This window comes from Rhodoferax aquaticus (assembly GCF_006974105.1).
Lineage (GTDB): Bacteria > Pseudomonadota > Gammaproteobacteria > Burkholderiales > Burkholderiaceae_C > Allorhodoferax > Allorhodoferax aquaticus_A.
Genome location: NZ_CP036282.1, coordinates 2535653 through 2558262 on the forward strand (window position 1 = coordinate 2535653; position 22610 = coordinate 2558262).

Here is a 22610-nt window from a genome sequence, read left to right on the forward strand (position 1 = left end):
CCAAGGAGACACACATGACTAACTCACTCAGCGCATTCGCAAGCGACCTGGCCACAGGCAAGGTGCGCATCGTAGACCTCACCCAAACCCTGTCCAGCGACTTCCCTGCCCTGGTGCTGCCCCCGCAGTTTGGGCAGGTGTGGGCCTTCAAGATGGAGACCATCTCCCACTACGACGAGGCAGGCCCGGGCTGGTACTGGAACAACTTCTCCTGCGGTGAACACACAGGCACGCACTTTGATGCGCCTGTGCACTGGATCTCGGGCAAGGACCACGCCAACAACACGGTGGACACCATTGACTGCAGCAACTTCATCACCCCGGTGGTGGTGGTAGACGCCAGCGCTGAAGTGGCTGCCAACGCCGACTGGTTGCTCACGGTGGAGTTCTTGCAGGCTTGGGAAGCCAAGCACGGCCAGATTCCAGCAGGCGCATGGTTGGCATTTCGCACCGACTGGTCCAAGCGCATCAACGACCCCGCCGCTTTTGTGAACATGAAAGAAGACGGCGCCCACACCCCCGGACCCACCCAAGCTGCTGTCGAATGGCTGATTAACGAGCGCAGGGTGCATGGGTTTGCCGTGGAAACCATCAACACCGACGCCGGCCAGTCCTACGCCTGGCCCGTGGCCTACCCCTGCCACACACTGATGCATGGCGCCAACAAGTTTGGCCTGCAGTGCCTCAAAAACCTCGACCAGCTGCCGCCCACCGGCGCCGTGATCGTGGCCGCACCTTTGAAGATCAAAGGCGGCTCTGGCAGCCCCCTGCGTGTGATGGCCTTGGTACCCGCCTGAGCCACACCAAAAAGAGACCTCAAAGCCAAACACACAACCCAACAACACGAGGAGACAACATGCCATTTACTGACACCCCCGAATTCACTGCCCAGCGCCGTAACTTTTTGCGCCAGTCTGGCGCGCTCATGGCGGCCTTTGGCGCAGCTGGCCCGCTGCAAGTGCTGGCACAAAGCGGCAGCACGCTCACCATTGCCTACAACGTAGACCTGCCCTCTTGGGACCCGACCGTGGGCCCCTCAGCCGTGAACCCCACTATCCAAGCGCTCTACAAGTCGGTGCTGTCGCAGTTCATTGACCAAAACACCGACCTGAGCCTCAAGCCCGACGTGCTCACCCAATGGGGCTGGAACGCAGACCGCAGCAAGATCAGCATGACCGTGCGCAAAGGTGCCAAGTGGCACGACGGCAGCGCCCTCACCGCGGAAGACGTGGCCTGGTCCCTGCGCCGCGCAGCCGACCCCGCCACGGGCAACCCCATTCAGTTTGTGTGGGGCAAGATCACCAACATCAAAGCTGAGGGCGACAAGGTCACGGCAGACGTTAAAGAGTTTGAACCCACCCTCTTTAAGTGGATGGCCTTCTTGACCGGCTACGTCATGCCCAAGGCCTACTACGAAAAGGTGGGCAAAGAAGGCTTTGAGAAAAAGCCCGTGGGCAGCGGCCCCTACTTGGTGGAGGAGTTTGTCTCTGGCTCCCACATGAAGCTCAAGGCTTTCCGTGACTACTTTGGCCCCAAGCCCGTGTTTGAGAGTGTGATCATCAAGTTCGTGACCGACCCATCCGCCCGCGTGGCTGAGATTGAGTCTGGCCGCTCCGACATGACCATGGAAATCCCGCTGGAAGAGTTTGACCGCCTCAAGAGCAAAGGCTTGGGCGGCACCAATGCACCCGTTAGCGACATTGGCATGATCTTCTTGACCAATGTGGAGCCCATGCTCAACGCCAATGTGCGCAAGGCCTTGGCCATGTCGATCAACAAGAAGGCGCTGACCGACAAGCTCATGCGGGGCGCGGCCTTGCCCATTGACACCCTGCAGGCCAACACCTACGAAGCGTTTGACCCGTCCACCAAAGTGCCTTACGACATGGCCAAGGCCAAGGCTTTGATGGAAGAAGCGGGCTACTCCAAAGACAAGCCCCTGAAGTTCAAGGTGCAAACCACACGCGGCTTCAAACCCAAAGACTTTGAAGTGATGCAAGCCGTGGTGGGCATGTGGAAGACCATTGGCGTAGAAGCCGAGCTAGAGGTGTACGAGGTGGCCAAGCACTACGAGTTGCGCTCCCAGCACAAGCTGGCACCGGCAGCGTTTTACAACTGGGGCAATGCCATTGGCGACCCATCCACCTCCACCGGCTTTGCCATGTTCAGCATGTCGCCCCACTCCGCGTGGAAGACCAAAGACGTGGACGATCTCATTGGTCCGCTGTGGGGCGAAAAGGATGAGGCCAAGCGCATTGCTGGCTACAAAAAAGCCGACAAATACATTGCCGACAACGCCTACGTGATACCGCTGTTTCAGTACAAGCAAACCGTGATGTTCCGCAAGGGCATCAAGGCAGCACCGCACGGCGCTGGCTTTGTACAGCCGCAGTCCGTTACCCGCGCCTAAAGCCGCGCTCACCCACTAGCTAAGCCCAACACTGTGCGCCTTTAAGGGCGCACAGCGAGCCTTTATGAGCCCACAACTTCTGTTTAAGCGTCTGCTGCTGGCCCTACCCACCTTGTTTGGGGTGGGCTTGGTGGTGTTCATCCTCATGCGGGTGGTGCCTGGCGACCCCATCGCCATGATGATTCCTCCCGGAGCCAGTCCGCAAGACATTGCCACGCTGCGCGCCCACTATGGGCTAGACCACAGCATTGCAGTGCAGTTTGGCATTTGGGTCAAAGAGGTGTTGCACGGTAACTTTGGCACCTCCATCACCTTTCGCCAAGACGTGCTGGGCTTGATTGGCGAGCGCCTGCCCGCCACGCTAGAGCTGGGCATTGTGGCCATGCTGCTGGCCTGTGTGCTGGGCGGCGTGGTGGGCGTTTTGTCGTCGGCCTGGCACGGCGGCGCACTGGCGGGCCTGCTAGACGGCGGTGCGGCCTTGGTGCAATCCATCCCCGACTTTCTGTGGGGCCTGGTGTTCATCTTGGTGTTTGGCGTGCTGCTGCCTTGGCTGCCCGTGTCGGGGCGGCTAGACCCTGCGCTGAGCCAAGACGCTGGCACCGGCTTCATCTTGCTCAGCAATGTAGCGCGTGGCCGCTGGGACATTGTGGGCTCGCTCCTGAGCCACATGGTGGCACCCGCCTTGGCGCTGGGCTTGCCAGTAAGCGCCATGCTGGCCCGCGTACTCAAGGCCTCTATGCAAGAAGCCCTGGGCAGCGACTATGTGATGCTGGCCCGGCTCAAGGGCCTGTCTGGCACCCGCGTGCTGCTGCGGGAAGCCTTGCCCAACGCCATCACGCCCACGCTATCTTTGTCTGCCGTGCAGTTTGCGTTTTTGCTGGGTGGCACGGTCTTAATAGAACGCCTGTTTAGTTACCCCGGCATTGGCAGCTTGGCGATCACCGCCGTCATTGGGCGCGACTTGCCGCTCATCCAAGCGGTGGTGCTGACCTTTGCGGTTCTCTTCATCAGCATCAATTTGGCGGTGGACACCCTGGTGGTGGCCTTGAACCCCCGCCTGCGTGGGAGCAAAGCATGAGCGCACGCCTGCACATTCCCCTGCGCCAGCGCCTGCTGCGCAACCCCCGCGTGGTGCTAGGTGGGTTGATTTGCGCCTTCTTGGTGTTGGTGTCCCTCTTGGCCCCGTGGATTGCGCCGCTAGACCCGCAAGAGCAAGACCTCATTGCAAGCTTTGAGCCGCCAGCGCTCATGAATACTGCGCAGCCTGCTATCGAAGGTGAAGCAACACACTGGCTAGGCACGGACAACTTGGGCCGCGACGTGCTCTCGCGCTTGGTCTACGGCGCGCGCATTGCCTTGTGGGTGGCACTGGTCTCTGCCGTGCTGAGCTGCGCCATTGGCTCCACGCTGGGTGCGCTGGCGGGCTACTTTGGTGGCAAGTGCGATGCGCTGATCTCCCGCATGGTGGATGTGTGGATGTCGTTTCCCCCCGTGCTGCTGGCGGTGGTGCTGGTGTCGGTGATAGGCACCGGGCTGTGGTCGGTGATTGCAGCCATTGTGATTGTGGACTGGACACGCTTTTGCCGCGTGGTGCGGGCAGAGACCCAAGCCCAAAAGGCGCTGGACTATGTCACCTCCGCCCGCATGCTGGGCCTGTCACCTTGGCGCATTGTGTGGACCGAGATTCGACCTAACGTGGTGCCGCTGCTCATCACCCTGTTCACGCTGGAGATGGGGGTGGCCATCGTGGTCGAGGCCATTCTGAGTTTTGTGGGCCTGTCGCTCGCCTCGGGCGAGGCCACCTGGGGCGGCATGATTGGTGAAGGCCGCCTGTACGTGAACCAAGCGCCATGGCTCATGGTGCTTCCTATGCTGTGCATGATGCTTGCTGTCTTGGGCCTCAACGCCCTGGGCGACGGCCTGCGCCGCGAACTCGACCCGGTGGTGCAGCGATGAACGCGTCAATTCCCAAACCACAAGCGCAGGCTGCTGCCAAGCTGGCCCTGCGGATTGAAGACCTGCATGTCGAAATCCGCCGCGCGGGGCACATCACTCCGCTGCTGCGTGGCGTGAACTTGAGCGTGCAGCCGGGCCGCATCCACGCTCTGGTGGGCGAATCAGGCGGCGGCAAGTCTATGGTCACCAAAGCGGCCACCGGCTTGTTGCCCGCCGCTGCCGTGATCAGCCGGGGGCGCATCGTGTTGGACGGTCAAGACGTCACCCAGTGGCGTGAGTCGCAATGGCGCACGGTGCGCGGCAACAGCGTCAGCATGGTTTTGCAAGACCCGCTCACGGCGCTGAACCCCGTGCGCCGCATTGGCGCCCAGATTGCCGATGTACTCACCCCCAAGCAAGGCTTGCGCGGCCAAGCGCTGGTGCAAGCCAGCATTGCGCTGCTAGAGCAAGTGCAGGTGCGCGACCCGCAGGGGGTGCTACAGCAATACCCCCACCAGCTCTCAGGCGGCATGCGCCAGCGCGTGGTCATCGCCATGGCCTGGGCCTGCAAGCCACGGCTCATCATCTGCGACGAGCCCACCACCGCGCTGGATGTGACGGTGCAAAAGCAAGTGCTGCGCCTGATTCGCCAGCTGGCGGGCGAAGGCCAAGGCATTCTGCTGGTCACGCACGACCTGGGCGTGGTAGCCAAGCTCTGCGACAGCATGTCAGTCATCCACAGCGGGCGCATCTTGGAAGCGGGCACCGTGGCCGATGTATTTGCCCGCCCCCAGCACGCCTACACCCAGGCGCTGATGGCGGCCACCCCCCGGTTTGACCGGCCCAGCCACACCCTGCGCCCGGTGGATGATGCGCTCATTGAGCGCCTGAGCACCGAGGCCCATGCCTACGACCAACAACAAGGAGCCTTGGCATGAGCGCGCCACTGCTGCAAGTGCAGTCCCTGGGGCTGTCACTGCCCGACCTGCCCAACAAACCGTTTTGGGGCGAAGCCCCTGCCAAACGCATCTTGCACAACGTGAGCTTTACGCTGCAAGCGGCGGGCACGCTCGGTGTCATCGGTGAATCTGGCAGCGGCAAATCCACCCTGGCCCGCGCCCTCACCCTGCTCATGCCGCCCCAAACCGGCAAAGTGCTGTTTGCGGGCAAGTCGGTCATGGACCTGAGCCCTGCCGAGCTGGTGCACTACCGCACCCAAATGCAGCTGGTGTTTCAAGACCCTATGTCATCGCTCAACCCCCGGCGCACAGTGCAAGCCATCGTGACGCAACCACTCTACGCACTGGGCCACATCAAAAACAGCCAGGCAGAAGCGACCGAAGCCAAGCGCTTGCTAGACCGTGTGGGCCTGAGCAGCCAATTTGCTAGCCGCTACCCGCATGAGCTATCGGGTGGGCAGCGCCAACGCGTGGGCATTGCACGTGCACTGGCGCTCCAACCCAAGGCCTTGATTGCGGACGAAGTGACCTCGGGGCTCGACGTGTCGGCCCAAGCCCGCATCGTGGCGCTCTTGGACGAATTGCGCCGCGAGCAAGGCTTGGCGCTCATCTTCATCAGCCACGACCTCTCGCTGGTGCGTAGCCTGTGCGACAGCGTGCTCATCTTGCGCCAAGGCGAAGTGATGGAACAGGGCGAGAGCGCTCGCATCTTTGCAGCGCCCGCCCACCCCTACACCCAGGAATTGCTAGACGCCATTCCCCTGCCGGACCCAGACCCCGCATGGCTGAATGCAAAGCCAAATCGGGCTCCAGCGCCCGTGGAATAAGCGTAAGCAGCTATCAAATTTATATTGACTACGGAGGATAAGCCCCATGGCTGAACGATCATTTGCGGCTGAGGTGCAGCAGCTTCGCGCCGAGCCAGGCACGGTTTTCAGGGGCGAAGGCATCCTGGCCGTGACCAAAGCCCTGCTGGAGTCTGGTGTGGGCTATGTGGCGGGCTACCAAGGCTCGCCCATCTCCCACCTGATGGATGTGCTCTCAGACGCACAACCTATTTTGAAAGAGCTGGGCGTGCACTTTGAGCCCAGCGCCAGCGAGGCCACCGCCGCGGCCACCTTGTCAGCCTCGGTGATGTACCCCATTCGCGGCGCGGTGACCTGGAAGTCCACCGTGGGCACCAACGTGGCGTCTGACGCACTCTCCAACCTAGCGTCTGGCGGCGTAACCGGTGGCGCGCTCATCATCATTGGCGAGGACTACGGCGAAGGCTCGTCCATCATGCAAGAGCGCAGCCACGCCTTTGCCATGAAGTCACAAATGTGGCTCTTAGACCCGCGCCCCAACCTCACGTCGATTACCCAAGCGGTGCACACCGGCTTTGCCTTGTCAGAAGCCAGCCGCACCCCGGTGATGCTGCAAATGCGCGTGCGCTCTTGCCATGTACATGGCAGCTTTGTCACCCAAGAAAACAAGCGCCCCGCCTTCACGCTGAAAGAGGCGCTAGAAAGCCCGGTGCGCGACACCAGCCGCATCGTGCTGCCGCCTGCGGCCTACTTGCACGAGCACGAGAAAATTTTGGACCGTTGGCCCGCCGCCGTGCGCTACATCGAAGAGCACCAGCTCAACGAGTTCTTTGACGGCGACATTGACGACCTGGGCATCATCATGCTGGGCGGCATGTACAACAACACCTTGCGCGCCCTCATGGCGCATGGTATGGCCGACCTGTTTGGCAACTCGCGCCTGCCGCTGTATGTGATGAACGTGGCCTACCCTGTGATCGAGTCTGAAGTGCTGCGCTTTTGCGAGGGCAAAAAGGCGGTGCTGGTGATTGAAGAAGGCCAGCCCGAGTACCACGAGCAAACCCTGCACACCATCGTAGGCCGCGCCGGGGTACGCACCACCATCCATGGCAAAGACATGCTGACCATGGCGGGTGAATACACCGTGACCGAGCTGAAAAAAGGCCTGGCCGCATTTTTGGACCGCTACCGCCCCAGTGCTTTGGCACAAGCAAAGCCCTTGGCCTGGGTGCGCAAGCCCGAGTCTGCATCGGCAGTGCCCGCAGCCGCCCCGGTAGCAAAAGCCCCCAGCACGCAAATCGCAGTCACGTCACCCCAAGCTGCTGTGGCAGCCGCAGCGCCCTTGCGCTTGGCCGCGCCAGAGCTCAACGGCATCGTGCCGCCACGCCCACCGGGCTTTTGTGTGGGCTGCCCAGAGCGCCCTATTTTCTCGGCCATGACTTTGGTGCAAGAGCAGCTGGGCCAGCACCATATTGCGGGTGACATTGGTTGCCATTTGTTTGCGGCCATGCCACCGTTTCACATTGGCGCATCCACCATGGGCTACGGCTTGGGCGCGTCCAGCGCAGCCGCTTTGAATGTAGACGCCAGCAAGCGCTCCATTGCCATCATGGGTGACGGCGGCTTTTGGCACAACGGCCTGACCAGCGGCATAGGCAACGCCGTCTTCAACAAGGCCGATGGCGTCATCGTTATTGTGGACAACAACTATTCGGCCGCCACCGGCGGGCAAGACATTTTGTCCTCCCGCGCCGACAACACGCACCGCAGCACTTACCACGCCATTGAAACCGCCGTGCGCGGCGTGGGCGTGGAATGGGTGCGCACTGTGCGCCACACCTACGATGTGACCACCATGCGCAACACGCTCAACGAGGCGCTCACCACCAACTACAAAGGCCCCAAAGTCGTCATCGCGCAAAGCGAGTGCAGCTTGAACAAGCAGCGCCGCGTGAAGCCCCAAATTGCCGCCGCCGTGAAGCGCGGTGAGCGTGTAGTGAAAGAAAAGTTCGGCGTAGACGCCGCCGTGTGCAGTGGCGACCACGCCTGCATACGCCTCTCCGGCTGCCCCTCCCTCACGCTTAAAAACAGCGGCGACCCATTGAAGCCCGACCCAGTGGCCCATGTGGACGACGGCTGCGTGGCCTGCGGCCACTGCGGTGAGGTGGCTGACGCCGCCGTGCTGTGCCCCTCGTTCTACCGTACCGAGTGGGTGCGCAACCCCAGTCGCTGGGAGCGCACGGTCGACACATGGCGGCGCAAAGCCGTGGGCTGGCTGCAGCAGCGCCAGCAGCGCGCCTTGCAAGCCCGCTCTTTGTATGTGGAGGTGCTATGAGCAGCACGCGCACTCTAGGCGGCAGCGCGCAGCGCCCCATCACCATTGCGGTTTTGGCCATGGGCGGCCAAGGTGGCGGCGTGTTGGTGGACTGGATTGTGGACCTGGCTGAGCACAACGGCTACTTGGCACAGTCCACCTCCGTCCCCGGCGTGGCCCAGCGTACTGGGGCCACCATTTACTATATTGAGCTGTTTGCCCTGAGCCACCTCAGCGCTCACGCGAACGGCCAGACGCGCCAGCCTGTGCTGGCCCTCATGCCCGTGCCCGGCGAGGTGGACATCGTCATTTGCTCTGAGCTCATGGAGGCAGGCCGCGCCATGCAGCGCGGGCTGGTCACGCCAGACCGCACCACGCTCATCACATCGACCCACCGCGACTTTGCGACACTGGAAAAAGTGGTACCGGGCAACGGCATAGCAGACCACCACGCCGTGCTGAGTGCGGCACAAAAGCACTCGCAGCGCTTCATCCAGGCGGACATGCAGTCGCTGGCCAAGTCCAGCGGCAGCGTGATTTCTGCCGTGCTGTTTGGCGCGCTCAGCGGGGCCAACGAGCTGCCCTTTACGCCTACGGCCTATGAAGAAACCGTGCAGCGCGCCGGTGTGGGCGTGCAAGCCAGCCTCAAAGCCTTTGCTGCGGGTGCCAAGGTTGTGGCCCAAGCGCTGGCAGCAGCACCCCTTGTGGATGCGGCAGACCCTATGGCTACCGCGCCTCAGCCCTTGCCCCAACGCGCGGCGTCGGCCGCCGTAGAGCCACTGCGCCTGCGCATAGAAACCCAGTTCCCGCCGCACGCCCACGCCATGCTGGGCGCAGGCCTGCAGCGGGTGATGGAGTACCAAGACATTGCCTACGGCACCGAGTACCTAGACCGCATGCAAGCGGTGTACAGTGCCGACCAAAACGCCGGTGGTGCGGCACGCGGATTTGCGGCCACGGCCGAGTGCGCCCGCTGGTTGGCCGTGGCCATGAGCTATGACGACGTGATCCGCGTGGCCGACCTCAAAACCCGCCCTGCCCGCTTTGCCCGCGTGCGGGAAGAAATTGGGGCTCCGGCGGGCGAGATTGTGGGCACCGTCGAGTTCTTTCACCCCCGGTTGGAAGAAATCTACGGCCTGCTGCCCCCCAAACTGGTACGCACCATCGACGGCATAGGCTGGGTGCGCAAGCTGCTAACCCTAGCCATTGGCGACGGCAAGCGCATTCGCCCGCACACCCTGCGCGGCCAGCTCATGTTGCAAGCCATGGCAGGCCTGCGCCGCTGGCGCCGCCACAGCCTGCGCCACGCCACCGAGACCGAGCACATCCAAGCGTGGATGGACAAGGTGGTGGCCACCCTGCCCGTGGACTACGCGCTGGCGGTAGAAATGATAGTGTGCCGCCGCTTGGTCAAAGGCTATAGCGACACCCACGCTCGAGGCAGCAGCAAGTTCGACCAACTCATGCGCGCCGCCACCCTGCTCGCCCTGCAAAGCGATGCCGCCGAGCAACTGCGCGGTCTGCGCACAGCAGCGCTGCAAGATGCCAAGGGTGACGCACTGCGGGCGAAATGGGTGCAGCTGGGTTTGCCGGCCTAGCGTACTGAGTTGACGGGCCTGCTCAGACCCCACGAGCCATGGATCGCCGTTAGCGGCTTAGCCTTCTGAGCAAGCGGCTGTTCAGGCTATCCAGGTAGCCGAACATGCGATCAGGGTTGATGGGCTTTTGGTAGTACGTCACCCAGCTCGGCAGTGGGCCCGCTTGTCTGGCCTCTTCCTCGTCCATGGCAGACAAGACCAAGACATCGACGTTGGCATAGGCTGCCCCATCGCTTTGTAAAACGTTCAACAGATGAAAGCCGTCCAGCGGCAACATCATCAAGTCCGTTACGACTAAGTCCGGGCGCCTGCGCCGCAATACCGTCAAGGCAATAGAAGCATCTGTCGCGACACTGAGATCAACAGCCACGGAACAACGTTTCAAGATGCTGCGGAAGAACTGAATTTGGATGGGGTCATCTTCCACTAGCAGGATTGCCAACTTCGGTGCGCTGACTATGGGTGCTTCTACCAGCGGTGAAACGACAGGTACTTTGGCGTTAAGGACTTTTTTGACCTCCGCGACCGAAATACGGCGATGGCCGCCCGGCGTGTTCCACGCGGCGATCTCACCACGCAGCACCATCTTTTGGACGGTCGTAACAGACAGCCCCAACAGCCTGGCCGCCTGCATTGTTGTTAAAACACCGTCTGAATCCACTAAGCAAGCTCCCCTTCATCAAAGCACAATCACCTGTAGCCGCGCAACAATAACCTTAGTTGAGCACCAAAGCTAGTGGTTTGCGCGAATTTGACGCACCGACCCGCCCTTTACCACACACTGAATCACACACTGAATCACACAAAACGCACGGTACCCAACAAGGCTACCAAAGGCTAGCAGGGGGACACCTTTGGTGAACGGTTGCCAATAGGCCTCGCGCTGAAAGCCGAGGACACACCTTGTCACGCTGGGCAAGCCCAGTGGGCCCTAAGAAAAACCAAAATTCGCAAATTCAAGCCCAGAGGGCTGAAATTTGTAGCCGCCTGCTCACAAAATTTGTGAAATTCGATAGAAAGAAGCGGTTTTTTGAATTGTTGGCGGCACGCGCTTGGCAGTCCCGGAGAATTCAGGCTCTGCAACCCGTGATTCGGTCTTAGTAGGAGGCGATGTGTTTGGCTCGTTATTTAGCAATTTTTTTTCCTCACGGAAAAAAGCCGCAAGGCTCAACCTAATCTCTAAGCTCATGAAGGCGAGAGGTGAGAACTTTCCCCTGCGCAAACGCTCGCTTCTCAACCGGCAAGAGTACGAAATTTTTCAGCTCGTCAAGCATGTCTACGAAGGCCAAGACGTCTTGGTAAAGACTTCGCTGACGAGAATGGTTGTGAGTACCGACAAGGAAAAGAGGCAGGACCTTTTCGAGTGTATTGAGAATCTCGTATTTCTTTTTGTTGTGATGGACGCTGACACCAACGTTGTCGCTTGTATAGACTTTTACAACTTCAATTCGAAGAAACGAAAAGATGTCAGGCTCAAGGCCTGCATCATGGCTTCGCTAGGTATTGATTACTGGGTGCTTGGCAATGATTACCTAGAAGATCTCAAGAAAATTCAAGAAAAGTTTGAGTTCTTGAAATTCAGTATGGACGAATATGGTAACCCCGTCAATCAAGCGGATAAAGATGACTTTACCCAAGTCAAAAAACAACTTCACGAACGGCTCAAAGACCGCCGAAACGAAGCAAAAGCCTTTAGCGACAGTTCCACCATTGGGTCAGGGTTCTCAACAAGTACCAATTCATTTTTATTACCTTTAGACGAACGCTAATTCTCAGTTTCAATTAGTTTTTAATACATTGGTAAAGCGCACATACACCTTGGCATCAGATATTTGATCTTTATTTAATTCGCTTGCAGCGAGCGAGTTTTTGAGAAGCATCCGCTTGACTTTTCATTGCAAGTCAACCTCGCAAGCACGGCCGCTATTCGCTATCCGTGTTCAATATCCTAGTTTCAACATTCTTTTGGGCGAAATAGGCGTTCGAACGCGCCATCTCGATGAGATTCTGTAAATAAGCACGCCACAGCTATTTTAGAAACGTCTGCAAGTTTTTGAGCTGGCGTGCGGATATCTGCCTGTATTAACCGCCCTCTGCGTGCCTATGCCAGGTGCTGTCTGGCGAAACCCTCCATAAACCATACTTTTAGCTAGTCCTGCCCTTGCGACCAGTGACAAAAATATTGTGCAAATGCTTGCTAGGACTTTGTCGTTAGCAATATTGGTGGCACAAGAAAGGATGTTAAAAATGAAAAAACAAAATCACCAGAAGAAAGTACTGTTGGGCGCAATCTGTGTAGCGGCGCTTTTGGCCACTGCCTGCGGAGGCGGCAAGTCCGATGGCAGTTCACCACAAAATGCCGTCGCCTCGTCGGGCAGCAGCACTCCGCAAGTGGCAGCACCGTCGGTAAGCTTGCAAGTTGCGCAATCCCACGTCCTTCCACCCCAGGGACTAAAGTGGACCAACGACACCGCAGGTCACCTGCGGGCCTCGGCAGAGCGCGACACCCTGGTACTTGCGCGCTTTAACGGCATGGCAGTCACGGCACCCATCGTCGACGTGGTATCCGGCTCCACCATCGTGGGCACCTACGCACTCAAACCCCCAAAGCAACTCCCGCCCAGCGAAGGTGGTGACGAAGCCTTTTCAGACAGCACGTGGTCTGTGATGTTGCCCGCTGACAAAGTCACGCCCGGCATTGCGCTGAGGGTACGTGAGGGCGGGCGCGCTTTACACGAGCCAGTTGTTCTGACCGTCGCGCCCAGGTCAGAAGTCACGTTTCAACTGCTTGCTTATCTTCTCTTTGGGGCCAAGCGCGACACCAGTGGCCTCATGCAGATGACAGACAGTGAACGCGCACAGGGCGAGTCGGGCATGCCGTTTACGAAAACTCGCTTCGTGGATCACCCGATTGGCGCATTTGAATCCAGCTATTTGATCCTGCCGCCCACCGGCACACTCGCCGCCACAAAGGCGCTCTCTAAAGACGAGATGGTGTCAGATCCTCTCTTGGATATGACTTGGCTCATCAACGAAGCCGCCGGCGATCTGCCACTTAACCGCGTCACATTTGGTGCCAAATACATGCTCGGCGCAGACGGCAAAAGAGCATGGGCAGGCGGAGGGGTTTCATACCCCGGTTCTGGTGTGGCAGTGGGCGACCCCAGCTTTGGGTTGCTGTGGCATGAAGGTGGCCATGCCATGAGCTTAGGGCATTCACCAGCGGATCTGCAAAGAGGTACCTTCCCCTACGAAGCGGGAAGCCTAAAGGGCTCGGCGTGGGGGTTCGATCAATCCAAAGGCTATTTCCGGTCACCATTGACCACCCCAAATTCTTGGTATGCCAAATGCGAAGGAGACAAGGCCGAGCGTGGCGGCCAGTGGTTCCCGAAAGACAGCCGGGGCCGCTGCTACCGTTTTGACCCCATGCATTCCGCCGATGACCAAAAGGATCCGCAGGCCGCCTTTCCTCTCTTTTCGGACTACAACGTAGGACGCGTGCAACGCTGGGCCTTGCAACGGGACGCCATCAACGATACGAACACCGGCTTCCTGCGGCTCAATGCCGCAAACGATTGGGTCAACTGGCCTATGGCGACCGCAGACTTTGCGTGGGATGGGCTCAATGCCAAACACGCAGCCATGATCGGCAAGGACATGGACTTTGTCTTCATCACCCACAGTTTGGCGGGTACTGCGTTGGCCTCTCAGTTCTACAAACCTGTGCGCCATGTAGGTAACGGCTTGCAATTGATCGACCCCATGGACAGTGTGCAACTGGCCTCCATCCACGCCACCAACAGTGGCAAAGCCTCTGCATCCTATTACAAGTACTGCCACTCGAGCGGTTGCGACTTCACCGTGAGAGCCACTTACGAAGGAGTGTCAACTCCGAGCTACCGTGTGTTGCGTGGCAGTGGTCGGCAATGGGCGAAGCCTGAGCAGTGGAAAGAAACGGTCAATGACGAGAAGCAACGCGACAGCTTTTTGTGGTGGGCCATCAACATTCCGACCCCCGCAGGCAAGCCACGACTCAAAAAGCTTGAACTGCTATCGACACCTATGGTGTGGGGTATGACACCTGCGGCGATTGCCGCAGCACCCGTAGCAGCGACTCTTGATGTTTTCTGAAGAAATTCGCATAGCCCCATGGGTGCCGCAAAGGTAAATGCAGCGTCTTGAGTGCGATTAAACACCATCGATACGGTTAGTTTTTTGCTGATCTTATTGGTAGCTGCGTATGCCTTGCATTCTGGTCACCGTCTCGTGACGAGTTGGGGGAATGCTGAGCACCGGACAGTTCCTTTGTCTTGGTGTTCCTCCAGGTGCCATCAGTCGATTGCACCCCACATCCGTAACCCGAGTAACCCGACAGCTCAGGGGCTCGCTGTGAACAACCCACAAACCATCAATAAAACTCTCGGATGAACTTGAGGAAAAAAGTAGCGCTGTTTTTCGTGGGCTTGCTCGGTGTGAGCAGCAACTCGTTGGGCTTGTCATTTGTCACAGAAGACTACCCTCCATTTGCCTACGTAACTGACTATGGATATCTCTCTGGCTCGTCCTATCAAATCATTGATGAAATGCTCAAACGCACCAGGCTTGCAGCTTCTGTCAAGGTCTATCCATGGGCACGGGCCTACAGAATGGCAAGAGACGGAAAAGATGTTTGCGTTTTCACAGCCGCGAGAACTAAAGACCTAGAAGAACAGTTCAAATGGGTAGGCCCCCTTAGCACGGACAGTTGGACGCTGTTTGCCAGAGCAGATAGCCAAATTTTCGCGAACACTCTCAGTGACGCACGGATCTACAAAATTGGCGCTGTCAACGAAAGCGCTCAAGCAACTTTCTTGAAATCCAACGGCTTTGCGGTTGACACCGCAAGCAGTGAAGACCTAAACCTCAGAAAGCTATCGCTAGGCCGCTTCGACCTTTGGGCCGTTGGGTCGGCCTCTGGAAAATGGTTGGCCAAAAAGCATGGTGTTCCAATAAAAAAAGTGATGACTTTTCGAGAAGTGGCTGTCTATCTGGCGTGCAACCCATCTGTCGCAAGCAGTGCCATAGTGACAATGAACGACGCTATTCGCCGCATGAAAGCGGATGGTTTCATAGACAAGGTACTCCGCCTATACCAATGAAGTCACGATTAGCCCGGCCCCATGCGGATCCCCACATCGACCAAGCCATTGCGCAGATCCTGCACTTCTAGCGAGAGAAGGAATGGATGGCATGTCACTAGTTCTAATACTTACCGTTAATGCTTACCGCTTTTCCGAAGCCACAGCATTGCATACACTGTAGCCAGTCCAAGCGAAACTGCTCACAAGCAGCGCATCGACATCCGCCGGAATCAGACATGAATGGTGTGTTCTTTTAACAAAACAAGATGATGAAAAGCAAAGTAACCGTGGGCCTGATGGGTGACTACCACGCCTCAATACCCGCTCACCAAGCGATACCTTTGGCGCTGCAAAGCGCAAGCCACGCAAACAACATTGCCGTTGAGTTTGAGTGGGTAGCCACCGAAGAGATCATCAACCCATCGCGCGTCGCTCCGTTTGATGGTCTCTGGTGTGTACCTGGTAGCCCCTATCAGAGCATGGACGGTGCACTTCGGGCCATTGAACATGCCCGCCGAGCAGCCATACCATTCCTCGGCACGTGCGGGGGTTTTCAACATGCCGTTATTGAGTTCGCGCGTAACGTGCTTGGATGGCGCGATGCCGAGCATGCAGAAACTGCACCGGATGCAGCCCGTGCGGTGATCTCGCCTCTAGAGTGCGCCTTGGTCGAGGCAACAGGCACTGTCCGCCTATTCCCAGGGACCCGCATTGCCGCCGCCTACGGTGCCAACCAAACGACCGAAGGGTACCGTTGCCGTTATGGCCTCAACCCTAGATTCCAGTTGGAACTCACGGCGGGGCCGCTTCGAGCAGCGGCGGACGACGAAACAGGCGAAGTGCGCAGCGTAGAGTTGGATGGGCACCCTTTCTTCGTCGCCACCTTGTTTCAACCCGAGCGCGCAGCATTGAAAGGTCAGCGCGCACCCTTGGTGGAGGCGTTTGTCCGGGCCTGCGCTGTGTGAAGCTCACGTAGCCGCCCCGCAAGCAATCCAATGAAGGGCGGCAATTACGTGGTTTATAGGGCTTTATTTTGGGTCTGATGTTTTGGGGGCCTGCCCATACTTGGCTCATCCAGGTATTGACAGGGGCCCACCATGCAAATCAACCGTCTGAACCATCTGCAGTTTCCGCCTGACAGCAGCCTGCCGTCCGCGCTGAAAAAGACGAGTGCCACTTCCAATGCCCCTGCTCTAGCAGCCCCCACCGCTGCGCCAGAGATTCAGCGCTCGGACAATTTGCCTGGCAGCGTGGTGCTCAAGATCAACAACCAAGCATCTGTGGGGGCCGAGCAGTTGGGCGACAAGGTGAGCACGCCGGATGCGTCCATGTACAGCAACTTGGCGCGCAACACGGCAAGCCCAGCGCCCGCCATCAAGCCCGCTGATATTGACAACATGTCTTTGGAGAACCAACTGGCTTTGGGCAGAAACATGGGCGTGTTTACCAAGATTTCGCTCAACAAAGACGGCGTGTTGGTGGCCAAAGCACAAACACCCGCTTCAAGCAGCCCACCTGAGTTTGTAAGCTCAGCCGTGAACACCATGCGTGACTATGCAGAAGGTATTGCCGCCTTGAAAAAAGGTGCCGGCGAAGGCGATGCCAAGGTCACCAGTGGCCTGAGCGCCAAGTTTCAGCAGCTCACCGCCAAGCTCAACGTTTTTGCCTAGAGCCCACTAGGCCTCACGCGCCAGGCTTATTTCGACGAAGCTCTTAAACCACGCCTTGCGCACGCAGCGCGGCTATCTCACTGGCCTGCAGTCCCAAGCCTTGCAGCACCTCGTCGGTGTGCTCGCCCAGCACGGGTGGCGCGCGGTGGAGCACAGGCGGCGTGGCGCTTAGGCGCAAGGGGCTTGCCACAGTTGCTATGGATTGAATAGCTGTCTGCGCAATACCTGCGGGCGCTAAAGGCTGATTGACCACCAAACCACGGGCTTGCACCTGGGCATCGGCAAACGCTTGGCCCATGTCGTTAATCGGGCCGCAGGGCACGGCTTTGTCTTCCAACAAGGTGATCCACTGCGCGGTGCTGCGCGTGCGGGTCACGGCTTGCATGGCCTCAATCAAAGCCTCGCGGTTTTTGACGCGCAGCGAGTTGCTGGCGTACAGCGGGTCTGTGGCCCATTGCGGCTGGCCAGCGGCCTCGCAAAAGCGGGCGAACTGGCCGTCGTTGCCAATGGCCAAGAGCATGGCGCCGTCTGCGGTGGGAAAGTCTTGGTAAGGCGCAAGGCTTGGGTGGCTGTTGCCTTGGCGCTGGGGAACCTTGCCGGTGTTGAGCAAGCCTGCCGCTTGGTTGGCAAGGATAGCCATGCCTACGTCCAATAGCGCCATATCAATGTGCTGGCCTTGGCCCGTGCGGTTGCGCACTTCTACCGCGGCCAAGATGGCGCTGCAGGCGTACACGCCGGTAAACAAGTCGGTGAGCGCCACACCCACGCGTTGCGGGCCGCCACCGGGCACGTCGTCCGGGCGGCCGGTGATGCTCATCATGCCGCTCATGGCTTGGATCATGAGGTCGTAGCCCGCGCGTTGTGCATACGGACCGTATTGACCAAAGCCGGTGACCGAGCAGTAAATCAGGCGCGGGTTGAGCGCTTGCAGGCTGGCGTAGTCCAGCCCATATTGCGCCAAGCCCCCGACTTTGAAGTTTTCAACCAAGATGTCGCTCTCCAACGCCATTTTGCGGATCAGGGCCTGGCCTTGGTCCTGCGCCATGTCAATGGTGATGGAGCGCTTATTGCGGTTGCAGGCCGTGAAGTACGTGGCGTGCGCGGTGTCTTGGCCCTCACCGTCTTTGAGGAACGGAGGCCCCCAGTGGCGGGTGTCGTCCCCCACGCCTGGGCGCTCTACTTTCACCACATCGGCCCCGAGGTCGGCCAGCATTTGGGTGCACCAAGGGCCCGCTAACACACGTGACAAGTCCAACACTTTGAGGTGGGAGAGCGCGCCACTAGGGGTGCTGGCGGTGGTTGCTTGGCTGGTGGTTGAAGCGTGGCTTGGCTGCATACAGAGTTGGCTTGTGGCCCGTTTTGGTAATAGTTGCGCAATGGTACTGCGCGCTTTTTCTGGGCCAGTGCGCAGGCGCGCTATGCGCTTGGTGTTTTCCCTAGTTTGCTGCTTTTTTAGGGTGATCCACGTTGACAAGGACTTGTCCCGGCAGGTTTAATTCGCTTCATGAAAACGTTTTCATTACTAGTTTATTAAACTGATAACGATTTCATTGGTAGGTAATTCGGTACGACGCACTAACAACACGAGGAGATTTACATGCAAGCTTTCACACACAAAACATTGGCAGTCTTGGTCGCCGCAATGGGCATGTCGGGCGCGGCAATGGCCCAAAAAGCAGAAGTAGTGCACTGGTGGACCTCTGGCGGTGAATCTGCCGCTGTGCAAGAGCTGGCCGCCGCCTACAAGGCAGCGGGCGGCACGTGGGTGGACACCGCAATCGCCGGTGGCGACAACGCACGCAATGCCACGATCAACCGCATCATTGGTGGCAAGCCACCGACGGTCGCGCAGTTCAACACCTCCAAGCAGTACCACGAAGTGGTGTTTGAAGGCTATATGAACAGCATTGACGCCGTCGCCAAGCGCGACAAGTGGGACCAAATCTTGCCGGAGCCATTGAAAAAATTCGTCAAGATCGAAGGTCGCTACTTTGCGGTGCCCGTCAACATCCACAACCCCAGCTGGTTCTGGTACTCCAAAGCGGTGCTGGACAAAGCGGGCGTGAAGGCTGAGCCCCAAAACATGGAGCAATTTTTTGCCGCGCTGGACAAAGTCAAGGCCAGTGGCGCCATTCCTTTGGCCCTAGGTGGCCAAGCTTGGCAAGAGAACATTTTGTTCAACGCCATTCTGCACACCGCAGGTGGCGCAGACCTCTACAAAAAGTTCTACACCAGCACTGACGGCGCAGTCGCCACCTCCGCAGACTTCAAGAAAATCTTGGCTGACTTTAAGAAGCTCAAAGGCTATGTGGACGCTGGTTCACCTAACCGCGACTGGAACGTGGCCACTGCCATGCTGATCAACAACAAGGCGGGCTTCCAAATCATGGGCGACTGGGCCAAAGGCGAATTCGCAGTGGCCAAACAAACCGCTGGTAAAGAGTTTGGTTGCTTCCCCGGATGGGGTGCCAAAGCGCCTTACATGATTGAGGGCGACGTGTTCGTGTTCCCTAAAACCAAGGACGCCGAAGCCATCAAGGCCCAAGAGTTGTTTGCCAGCGTTGTGACGTCTCCGGCAGTCCAAGTGGCGTTTAACGCGAAGAAGGGTTCCATCCCGATTCGCACCGACGTGGACATGGGCAAGCTCGACATTTGCAGCCAACAAGGTGTTGCCGCGCTGAAAGATGTGTCACGCCAATTGCCCGCCCCCTCGCAACTGGTGTCACCCGAAAAAGGTGGCCGCATGGCCGACGTCATCACCAAGTTCTGGAACACCGACCAGTCTGTGGATGACGCAGCCAAAGCCTTGGCTGCCATCTTGAAAGACCAGTCCTAAAGCGAACTAGCCCCCTGCCCGGCTGCGCGCTGTTTAGCGACGCGGCAGCCGGGTTCTCTTCACCCTCTCACTCTGAACTCACTATGCGCAAGCAAAAGCCCGGGAAACGGCCCAACTGGGGACTGCACCTGGCCCTGCTGCCTATGGCAATTACGGCCATTGTTGGCTACTTGGCCACCCTGTTGTGGTCTATCTTTATTTCGTTCACCAGCTCCAAGATGTTCCCCAATACCAACTTGGTGGGCTTTGACCAGTACCACAAGTTGTTTGCCAGCGAGCGGTGGCAGTTATCGCTCCAAAACTTGGCGCTGTTTGCGGTGGTGGGCATCAGCCTGTGCATGGTGCTGGGCTTTCTATTGGCCGTTTTTATTGACCAAAAGATCCGCTCCGAAAGCATCTTTCGCAGCATCTTCCTGTACCCCTACGCCATGTCGTTTGTGGTCACCGGTTTGGTATGGCAATGGATGCTGAACCCTGAAATGGGCATTCAGTCCGCCGTGCGCCGCCTCGGCTTTGAGAGCTTTCAGCTGGACTGGATCGTGACCCAAGACAAGGTGATGTACTGCATCATCTTGGCCGCCGTGTGGCAAGCCTCGGGCTTGGTGATGGCCATTTTGCTGGCGGGTTTGCGTGGCATTGACGAAGAAATTTGGAAAGCCGCGCGCCTCGACGGCATACCCACCTGGCGGGTGTACCTCAACATCGTGCTGCCCATGATCCAAGGCGCGGTGGCTACCGCCTTCATCTTGCAAGCCATTGGTGCCATCAAGGTGTACGACGCCGTGAACTCCATGACCCGTGGCGGCCCTGGCCTTGCCAGTGAGGTACCCGCCAAGTTCATTCTGGACCACTTGTTTCAACGCGGCAGCATTGCCTTGGCGTCCGCCGCCTCCGTGGTGATGTTGCTCACCGTGGTGGCTTTGCTAGTGCCTTATTACTACATCAACAAGCACCAGGCGGCTCAAAAAAATGCAAAGGCCTGACACCATGTCCAACGCCCCCAAAAACAAGCGCCCCACCAAGCGCTGGACACCCGCGCGTATTGGCATCTATCTCTTTCTAATCTCTGCAGCGGCCTTCTTCTTGTTGCCCTTGTATGTGATGTTGGTCACCTCGTTCAAAACACTGGACGACATACGCGAAAGCTCCATTTTTTCCCTACCCGCCACATTGACCTTGGAGCCATGGGCCATTGCTTGGACCTCCGCGTGCACAGGGCTTGAGTGCACAGGCTTAAAAGTAGGCTTCTGGAACTCGGTGCGCATCGTGATTCCCAGTGTCATCTTGTCGATCTTGCTGGGTGCGATCAACGGCTACGCACTCGCGTTTTGGCGCTCCAAATACGCCAACCTCTTGTTCGGCGTATTGATGATTGGCGTGTTTGTGCCCTACCAAGTCATCATGTACCCACTGGTGCGGCTGCTGTCCACCGTGGGCTTGTTTGGCTCTTTGCCCGCCATTGTGGTGATTCACAGCATCTTTGGTATGCCGGTGATGACGCTCCTGTTTCGCAACTACTACGCGGGCCTGCCCGAAGAGTTGTTCAAAGCCGCGCGGATTGACGGCGGTGGGTTCTGGCGCATTTTTATAGAGCTCATGCTGCCCATGTCCACCCCCATACTGATTGTGGCGACCATCATGCAGGTCACTGGCATCTGGAACGACTACTTGCTGGGCTTGATCTTCGGCGGCACAGAGCTCGCCCCCATGACGGTGCAGCTCAACAACATTGTCAATAGCACCACCGGTGAGCGGGCCTACAACGTCAACATGGCGGCAACCATTTTGACCTCTGCCATTCCACTTTTCATTTACCTAGCGTCTGGGCGCTGGTTTGTTCGCGGCATTGCCTCTGGCGCCGTTAAGGGTTAATTTTTCATGGCCAATATTTCTGTTCAAGCCTTAGACATCGAACTGGGCGGCGTCTCCATCATCAAGCACCTCAACCTTGAGGTCCAAGCCGGTGAGTTCCTCGTATTGCTAGGCCCCTCAGGCTGCGGCAAATCCACCTTGCTGCACAGCATTGCAGGACTGATTGATGTCACCGATGGCTCCATCTCCATTGGAGGCAACGACGTCACTTGGGCGGACCCCAAGGACCGTGGCATTGGCATGGTGTTCCAAAGTTATGCGCTCTACCCCACTATGACGGTGGAAGGCAATATGGCCTTTGGCCCCCGCTTGGCGGGCGTGGCCAAAGCCGAGATTGCCAAGCGTGTGGAGCAAGCGGCAGCCATGCTGCACCTGACCGAGTTGCTACAGCGCAAGCCCGCCAACTTGTCGGGCGGTCAGCGCCAGCGTGTGGCCATTGGCCGGGCCTTGGTGCGCCAAGCCAATGTGTTTTTGTTTGACGAACCGCTGTCCAACCTGGACGCCAAGCTGCGTGCGGAGTTGCGCCGCGAGCTCAAAGAGTTGCACAACAAACTCGGTGTGACCATGGTCTACGTCACCCATGACCAAGTGGAAGCCATGACCTTGGCCAGCCGCATCGCCGTGATGCGCAGCGGAAAAATTCAGCAGATCGACACGCCCGCTGCCGTCTACGGCAAGCCCGCCAATATGTATGTGGCGGGTTTCTTGGGGTCTCCGAGCATGAACTTTTTGGAAGGCACGCTCGAAGTGTCTGGCGCTGAAGCGGCGTTTGTGTCCCCCGCTTTGCGCTTGCCGCTGACTGGCTATGCCTTCAAAACCCCACCAAGGAACGGCCAAAAGGTCGTGTTAGGGGTGCGGCCCGAAGACGTCAGCGGCCACAGCGTGGCAGCGCCAGACCATGCTGCCGCTACCGTGCGCTTGGTGGAGCCCATGGGCCCCAACCAGGTGGTGTGGCTGCAAGTGGGCGACACGCAACTGGGCATGACGGCAGACTGCACCGTGGAGTACAGCAAGGGTGAGCTCACGTTTGTGCGCGTCAACGCCTCCAAGGCCTCGGTGTTTGACGCAGCGAGCCAAGACCGTCTCTAGG

Annotated in this window: 19 protein-coding genes; 17 read left to right on the plus strand and 2 right to left on the minus strand. The window is 58.6% G+C overall.

Annotated elements, in window-relative coordinates:
- Positions 1–14: 14 nt before the first annotated feature.
- The 8 genes from EXZ61_RS11620 to EXZ61_RS11655 all read left to right on the plus strand — a co-directional run bounded on the left by EXZ61_RS11620 (position 15) and on the right by EXZ61_RS11655 (position 10022).
- The gene (locus EXZ61_RS11620; RefSeq protein WP_142811927.1) at positions 15–797 is read left to right on the plus strand and encodes a cyclase family protein; all 783 of its coding nucleotides are present in this window, start codon (positions 15–17) and stop codon (positions 795–797) included.
- 59 nt (positions 798–856) lie between these two features.
- Positions 857–2410 carry an ABC transporter substrate-binding protein gene (locus EXZ61_RS11625; protein WP_201799072.1) on the plus strand — a complete coding sequence of 518 codons (1554 nt, stop codon included), beginning with the start codon at positions 857–859 and terminating at the stop codon, positions 2408–2410.
- A 64-nt stretch (positions 2411–2474) separates the two neighbouring features.
- A complete protein-coding gene (locus tag EXZ61_RS11630; protein WP_142811928.1) occupies positions 2475–3488 on the plus strand; it encodes an ABC transporter permease in 1014 nt (337 codons plus the stop codon).
- Positions 3485–4366: an ABC transporter permease gene (locus EXZ61_RS11635; RefSeq protein ID WP_142811929.1), complete on the plus strand. Its 882-nt coding sequence runs from the start codon at positions 3485–3487 to the stop codon at positions 4364–4366. Before EXZ61_RS11630 ends, EXZ61_RS11635 begins: the two co-directional genes overlap by 4 nt.
- Positions 4363–5283, plus strand: coding sequence for an ABC transporter ATP-binding protein (locus EXZ61_RS11640; RefSeq protein WP_142811930.1), 921 nt, complete (start codon positions 4363–4365; stop codon positions 5281–5283). Before EXZ61_RS11635 ends, EXZ61_RS11640 begins: the two co-directional genes overlap by 4 nt.
- On the plus strand, positions 5280–6131 hold the full coding sequence (locus EXZ61_RS11645; RefSeq protein WP_142811931.1) for an ABC transporter ATP-binding protein: 852 nt from the start codon (positions 5280–5282) through the stop codon (positions 6129–6131). The genes EXZ61_RS11640 and EXZ61_RS11645 overlap by 4 nt, the downstream gene beginning before the upstream one ends.
- A 46-nt stretch (positions 6132–6177) precedes the next feature.
- Positions 6178–8445: a thiamine pyrophosphate-dependent enzyme gene (locus EXZ61_RS11650; RefSeq protein WP_142811932.1), complete on the plus strand. Its 2268-nt coding sequence runs from the start codon at positions 6178–6180 to the stop codon at positions 8443–8445.
- Complete coding sequence (locus tag EXZ61_RS11655) at positions 8442–10022, plus strand: indolepyruvate oxidoreductase subunit beta family protein (RefSeq protein ID WP_142811933.1); 1581 nt, start codon at positions 8442–8444, stop codon at positions 10020–10022. The genes EXZ61_RS11650 and EXZ61_RS11655 overlap by 4 nt, the downstream gene beginning before the upstream one ends.
- A 49-nt stretch (positions 10023–10071) precedes the next feature.
- Here the strand turns inward: EXZ61_RS11655 and EXZ61_RS11660 are convergent, their stop codons facing one another.
- Positions 10072–10638 (minus strand): response regulator, encoded by a 567-nt coding sequence (locus EXZ61_RS11660; RefSeq protein WP_168224756.1) that lies wholly within the window; start codon positions 10636–10638, stop codon positions 10072–10074.
- Positions 10639–11074: 436 nt separating this feature from the next.
- Between EXZ61_RS11660 and EXZ61_RS11665 the strand changes: the two genes are divergently transcribed.
- From EXZ61_RS11665 to EXZ61_RS11685, 5 genes are all read left to right on the plus strand, one after another.
- Positions 11075–11791, plus strand: coding sequence for a DUF2726 domain-containing protein (locus EXZ61_RS11665; protein WP_142811935.1), 717 nt, complete (start codon positions 11075–11077; stop codon positions 11789–11791).
- 478 nt (positions 11792–12269) lie between these two features.
- Entirely contained in the window at positions 12270–14153 is a 1884-nt protein-coding gene (locus EXZ61_RS11670; RefSeq protein ID WP_168224757.1) for a M66 family metalloprotease, read from the plus strand.
- 293 nt (positions 14154–14446) lie between these two features.
- Positions 14447–15160 carry a substrate-binding periplasmic protein gene (locus EXZ61_RS11675; RefSeq protein WP_142811937.1) on the plus strand — a complete coding sequence of 238 codons (714 nt, stop codon included), beginning with the start codon at positions 14447–14449 and terminating at the stop codon, positions 15158–15160.
- A 248-nt stretch (positions 15161–15408) separates the two neighbouring features.
- The gene (locus EXZ61_RS11680; RefSeq protein WP_142811938.1) at positions 15409–16107 is read left to right on the plus strand and encodes a CTP synthase C-terminal region-related (seleno)protein; all 699 of its coding nucleotides are present in this window, start codon (positions 15409–15411) and stop codon (positions 16105–16107) included.
- Positions 16108–16239: 132 nt separating this feature from the next.
- Entirely contained in the window at positions 16240–16812 is a 573-nt protein-coding gene (locus EXZ61_RS11685; protein WP_142811939.1) for a hypothetical protein, read from the plus strand.
- Between the two features lie 43 nt (positions 16813–16855).
- On the opposite strand, the gene EXZ61_RS11690 is transcribed toward EXZ61_RS11685, so the two are convergent.
- Positions 16856–18148 carry a CaiB/BaiF CoA transferase family protein gene (locus EXZ61_RS11690; protein ID WP_142811940.1) on the minus strand — a complete coding sequence of 431 codons (1293 nt, stop codon included), beginning with the start codon at positions 18146–18148 and terminating at the stop codon, positions 16856–16858.
- A gap of 261 nt (positions 18149–18409) precedes the next feature.
- Between EXZ61_RS11690 and EXZ61_RS11695 the strand changes: the two genes are divergently transcribed.
- The 4 genes from EXZ61_RS11695 to EXZ61_RS11710 all read left to right on the plus strand — a co-directional run bounded on the left by EXZ61_RS11695 (position 18410) and on the right by EXZ61_RS11710 (position 22609).
- Positions 18410–19648, plus strand: a complete 1239-nt coding sequence (locus EXZ61_RS11695; RefSeq protein ID WP_142811941.1) for an ABC transporter substrate-binding protein — start codon at positions 18410–18412, stop codon at positions 19646–19648.
- Positions 19649–19731: 83 nt separating this feature from the next.
- Complete coding sequence (locus EXZ61_RS11700; RefSeq protein WP_142811942.1) at positions 19732–20631, plus strand: carbohydrate ABC transporter permease; 900 nt, start codon at positions 19732–19734, stop codon at positions 20629–20631.
- A gap of 4 nt (positions 20632–20635) precedes the next feature.
- Positions 20636–21520 carry a carbohydrate ABC transporter permease gene (locus EXZ61_RS11705; RefSeq protein WP_237218939.1) on the plus strand — a complete coding sequence of 295 codons (885 nt, stop codon included), beginning with the start codon at positions 20636–20638 and terminating at the stop codon, positions 21518–21520.
- A gap of 6 nt (positions 21521–21526) precedes the next feature.
- Positions 21527–22609 carry an ABC transporter ATP-binding protein gene (locus tag EXZ61_RS11710; RefSeq protein ID WP_142811944.1) on the plus strand — a complete coding sequence of 361 codons (1083 nt, stop codon included), beginning with the start codon at positions 21527–21529 and terminating at the stop codon, positions 22607–22609.
- Position 22610 lies beyond the last annotated feature (1 nt).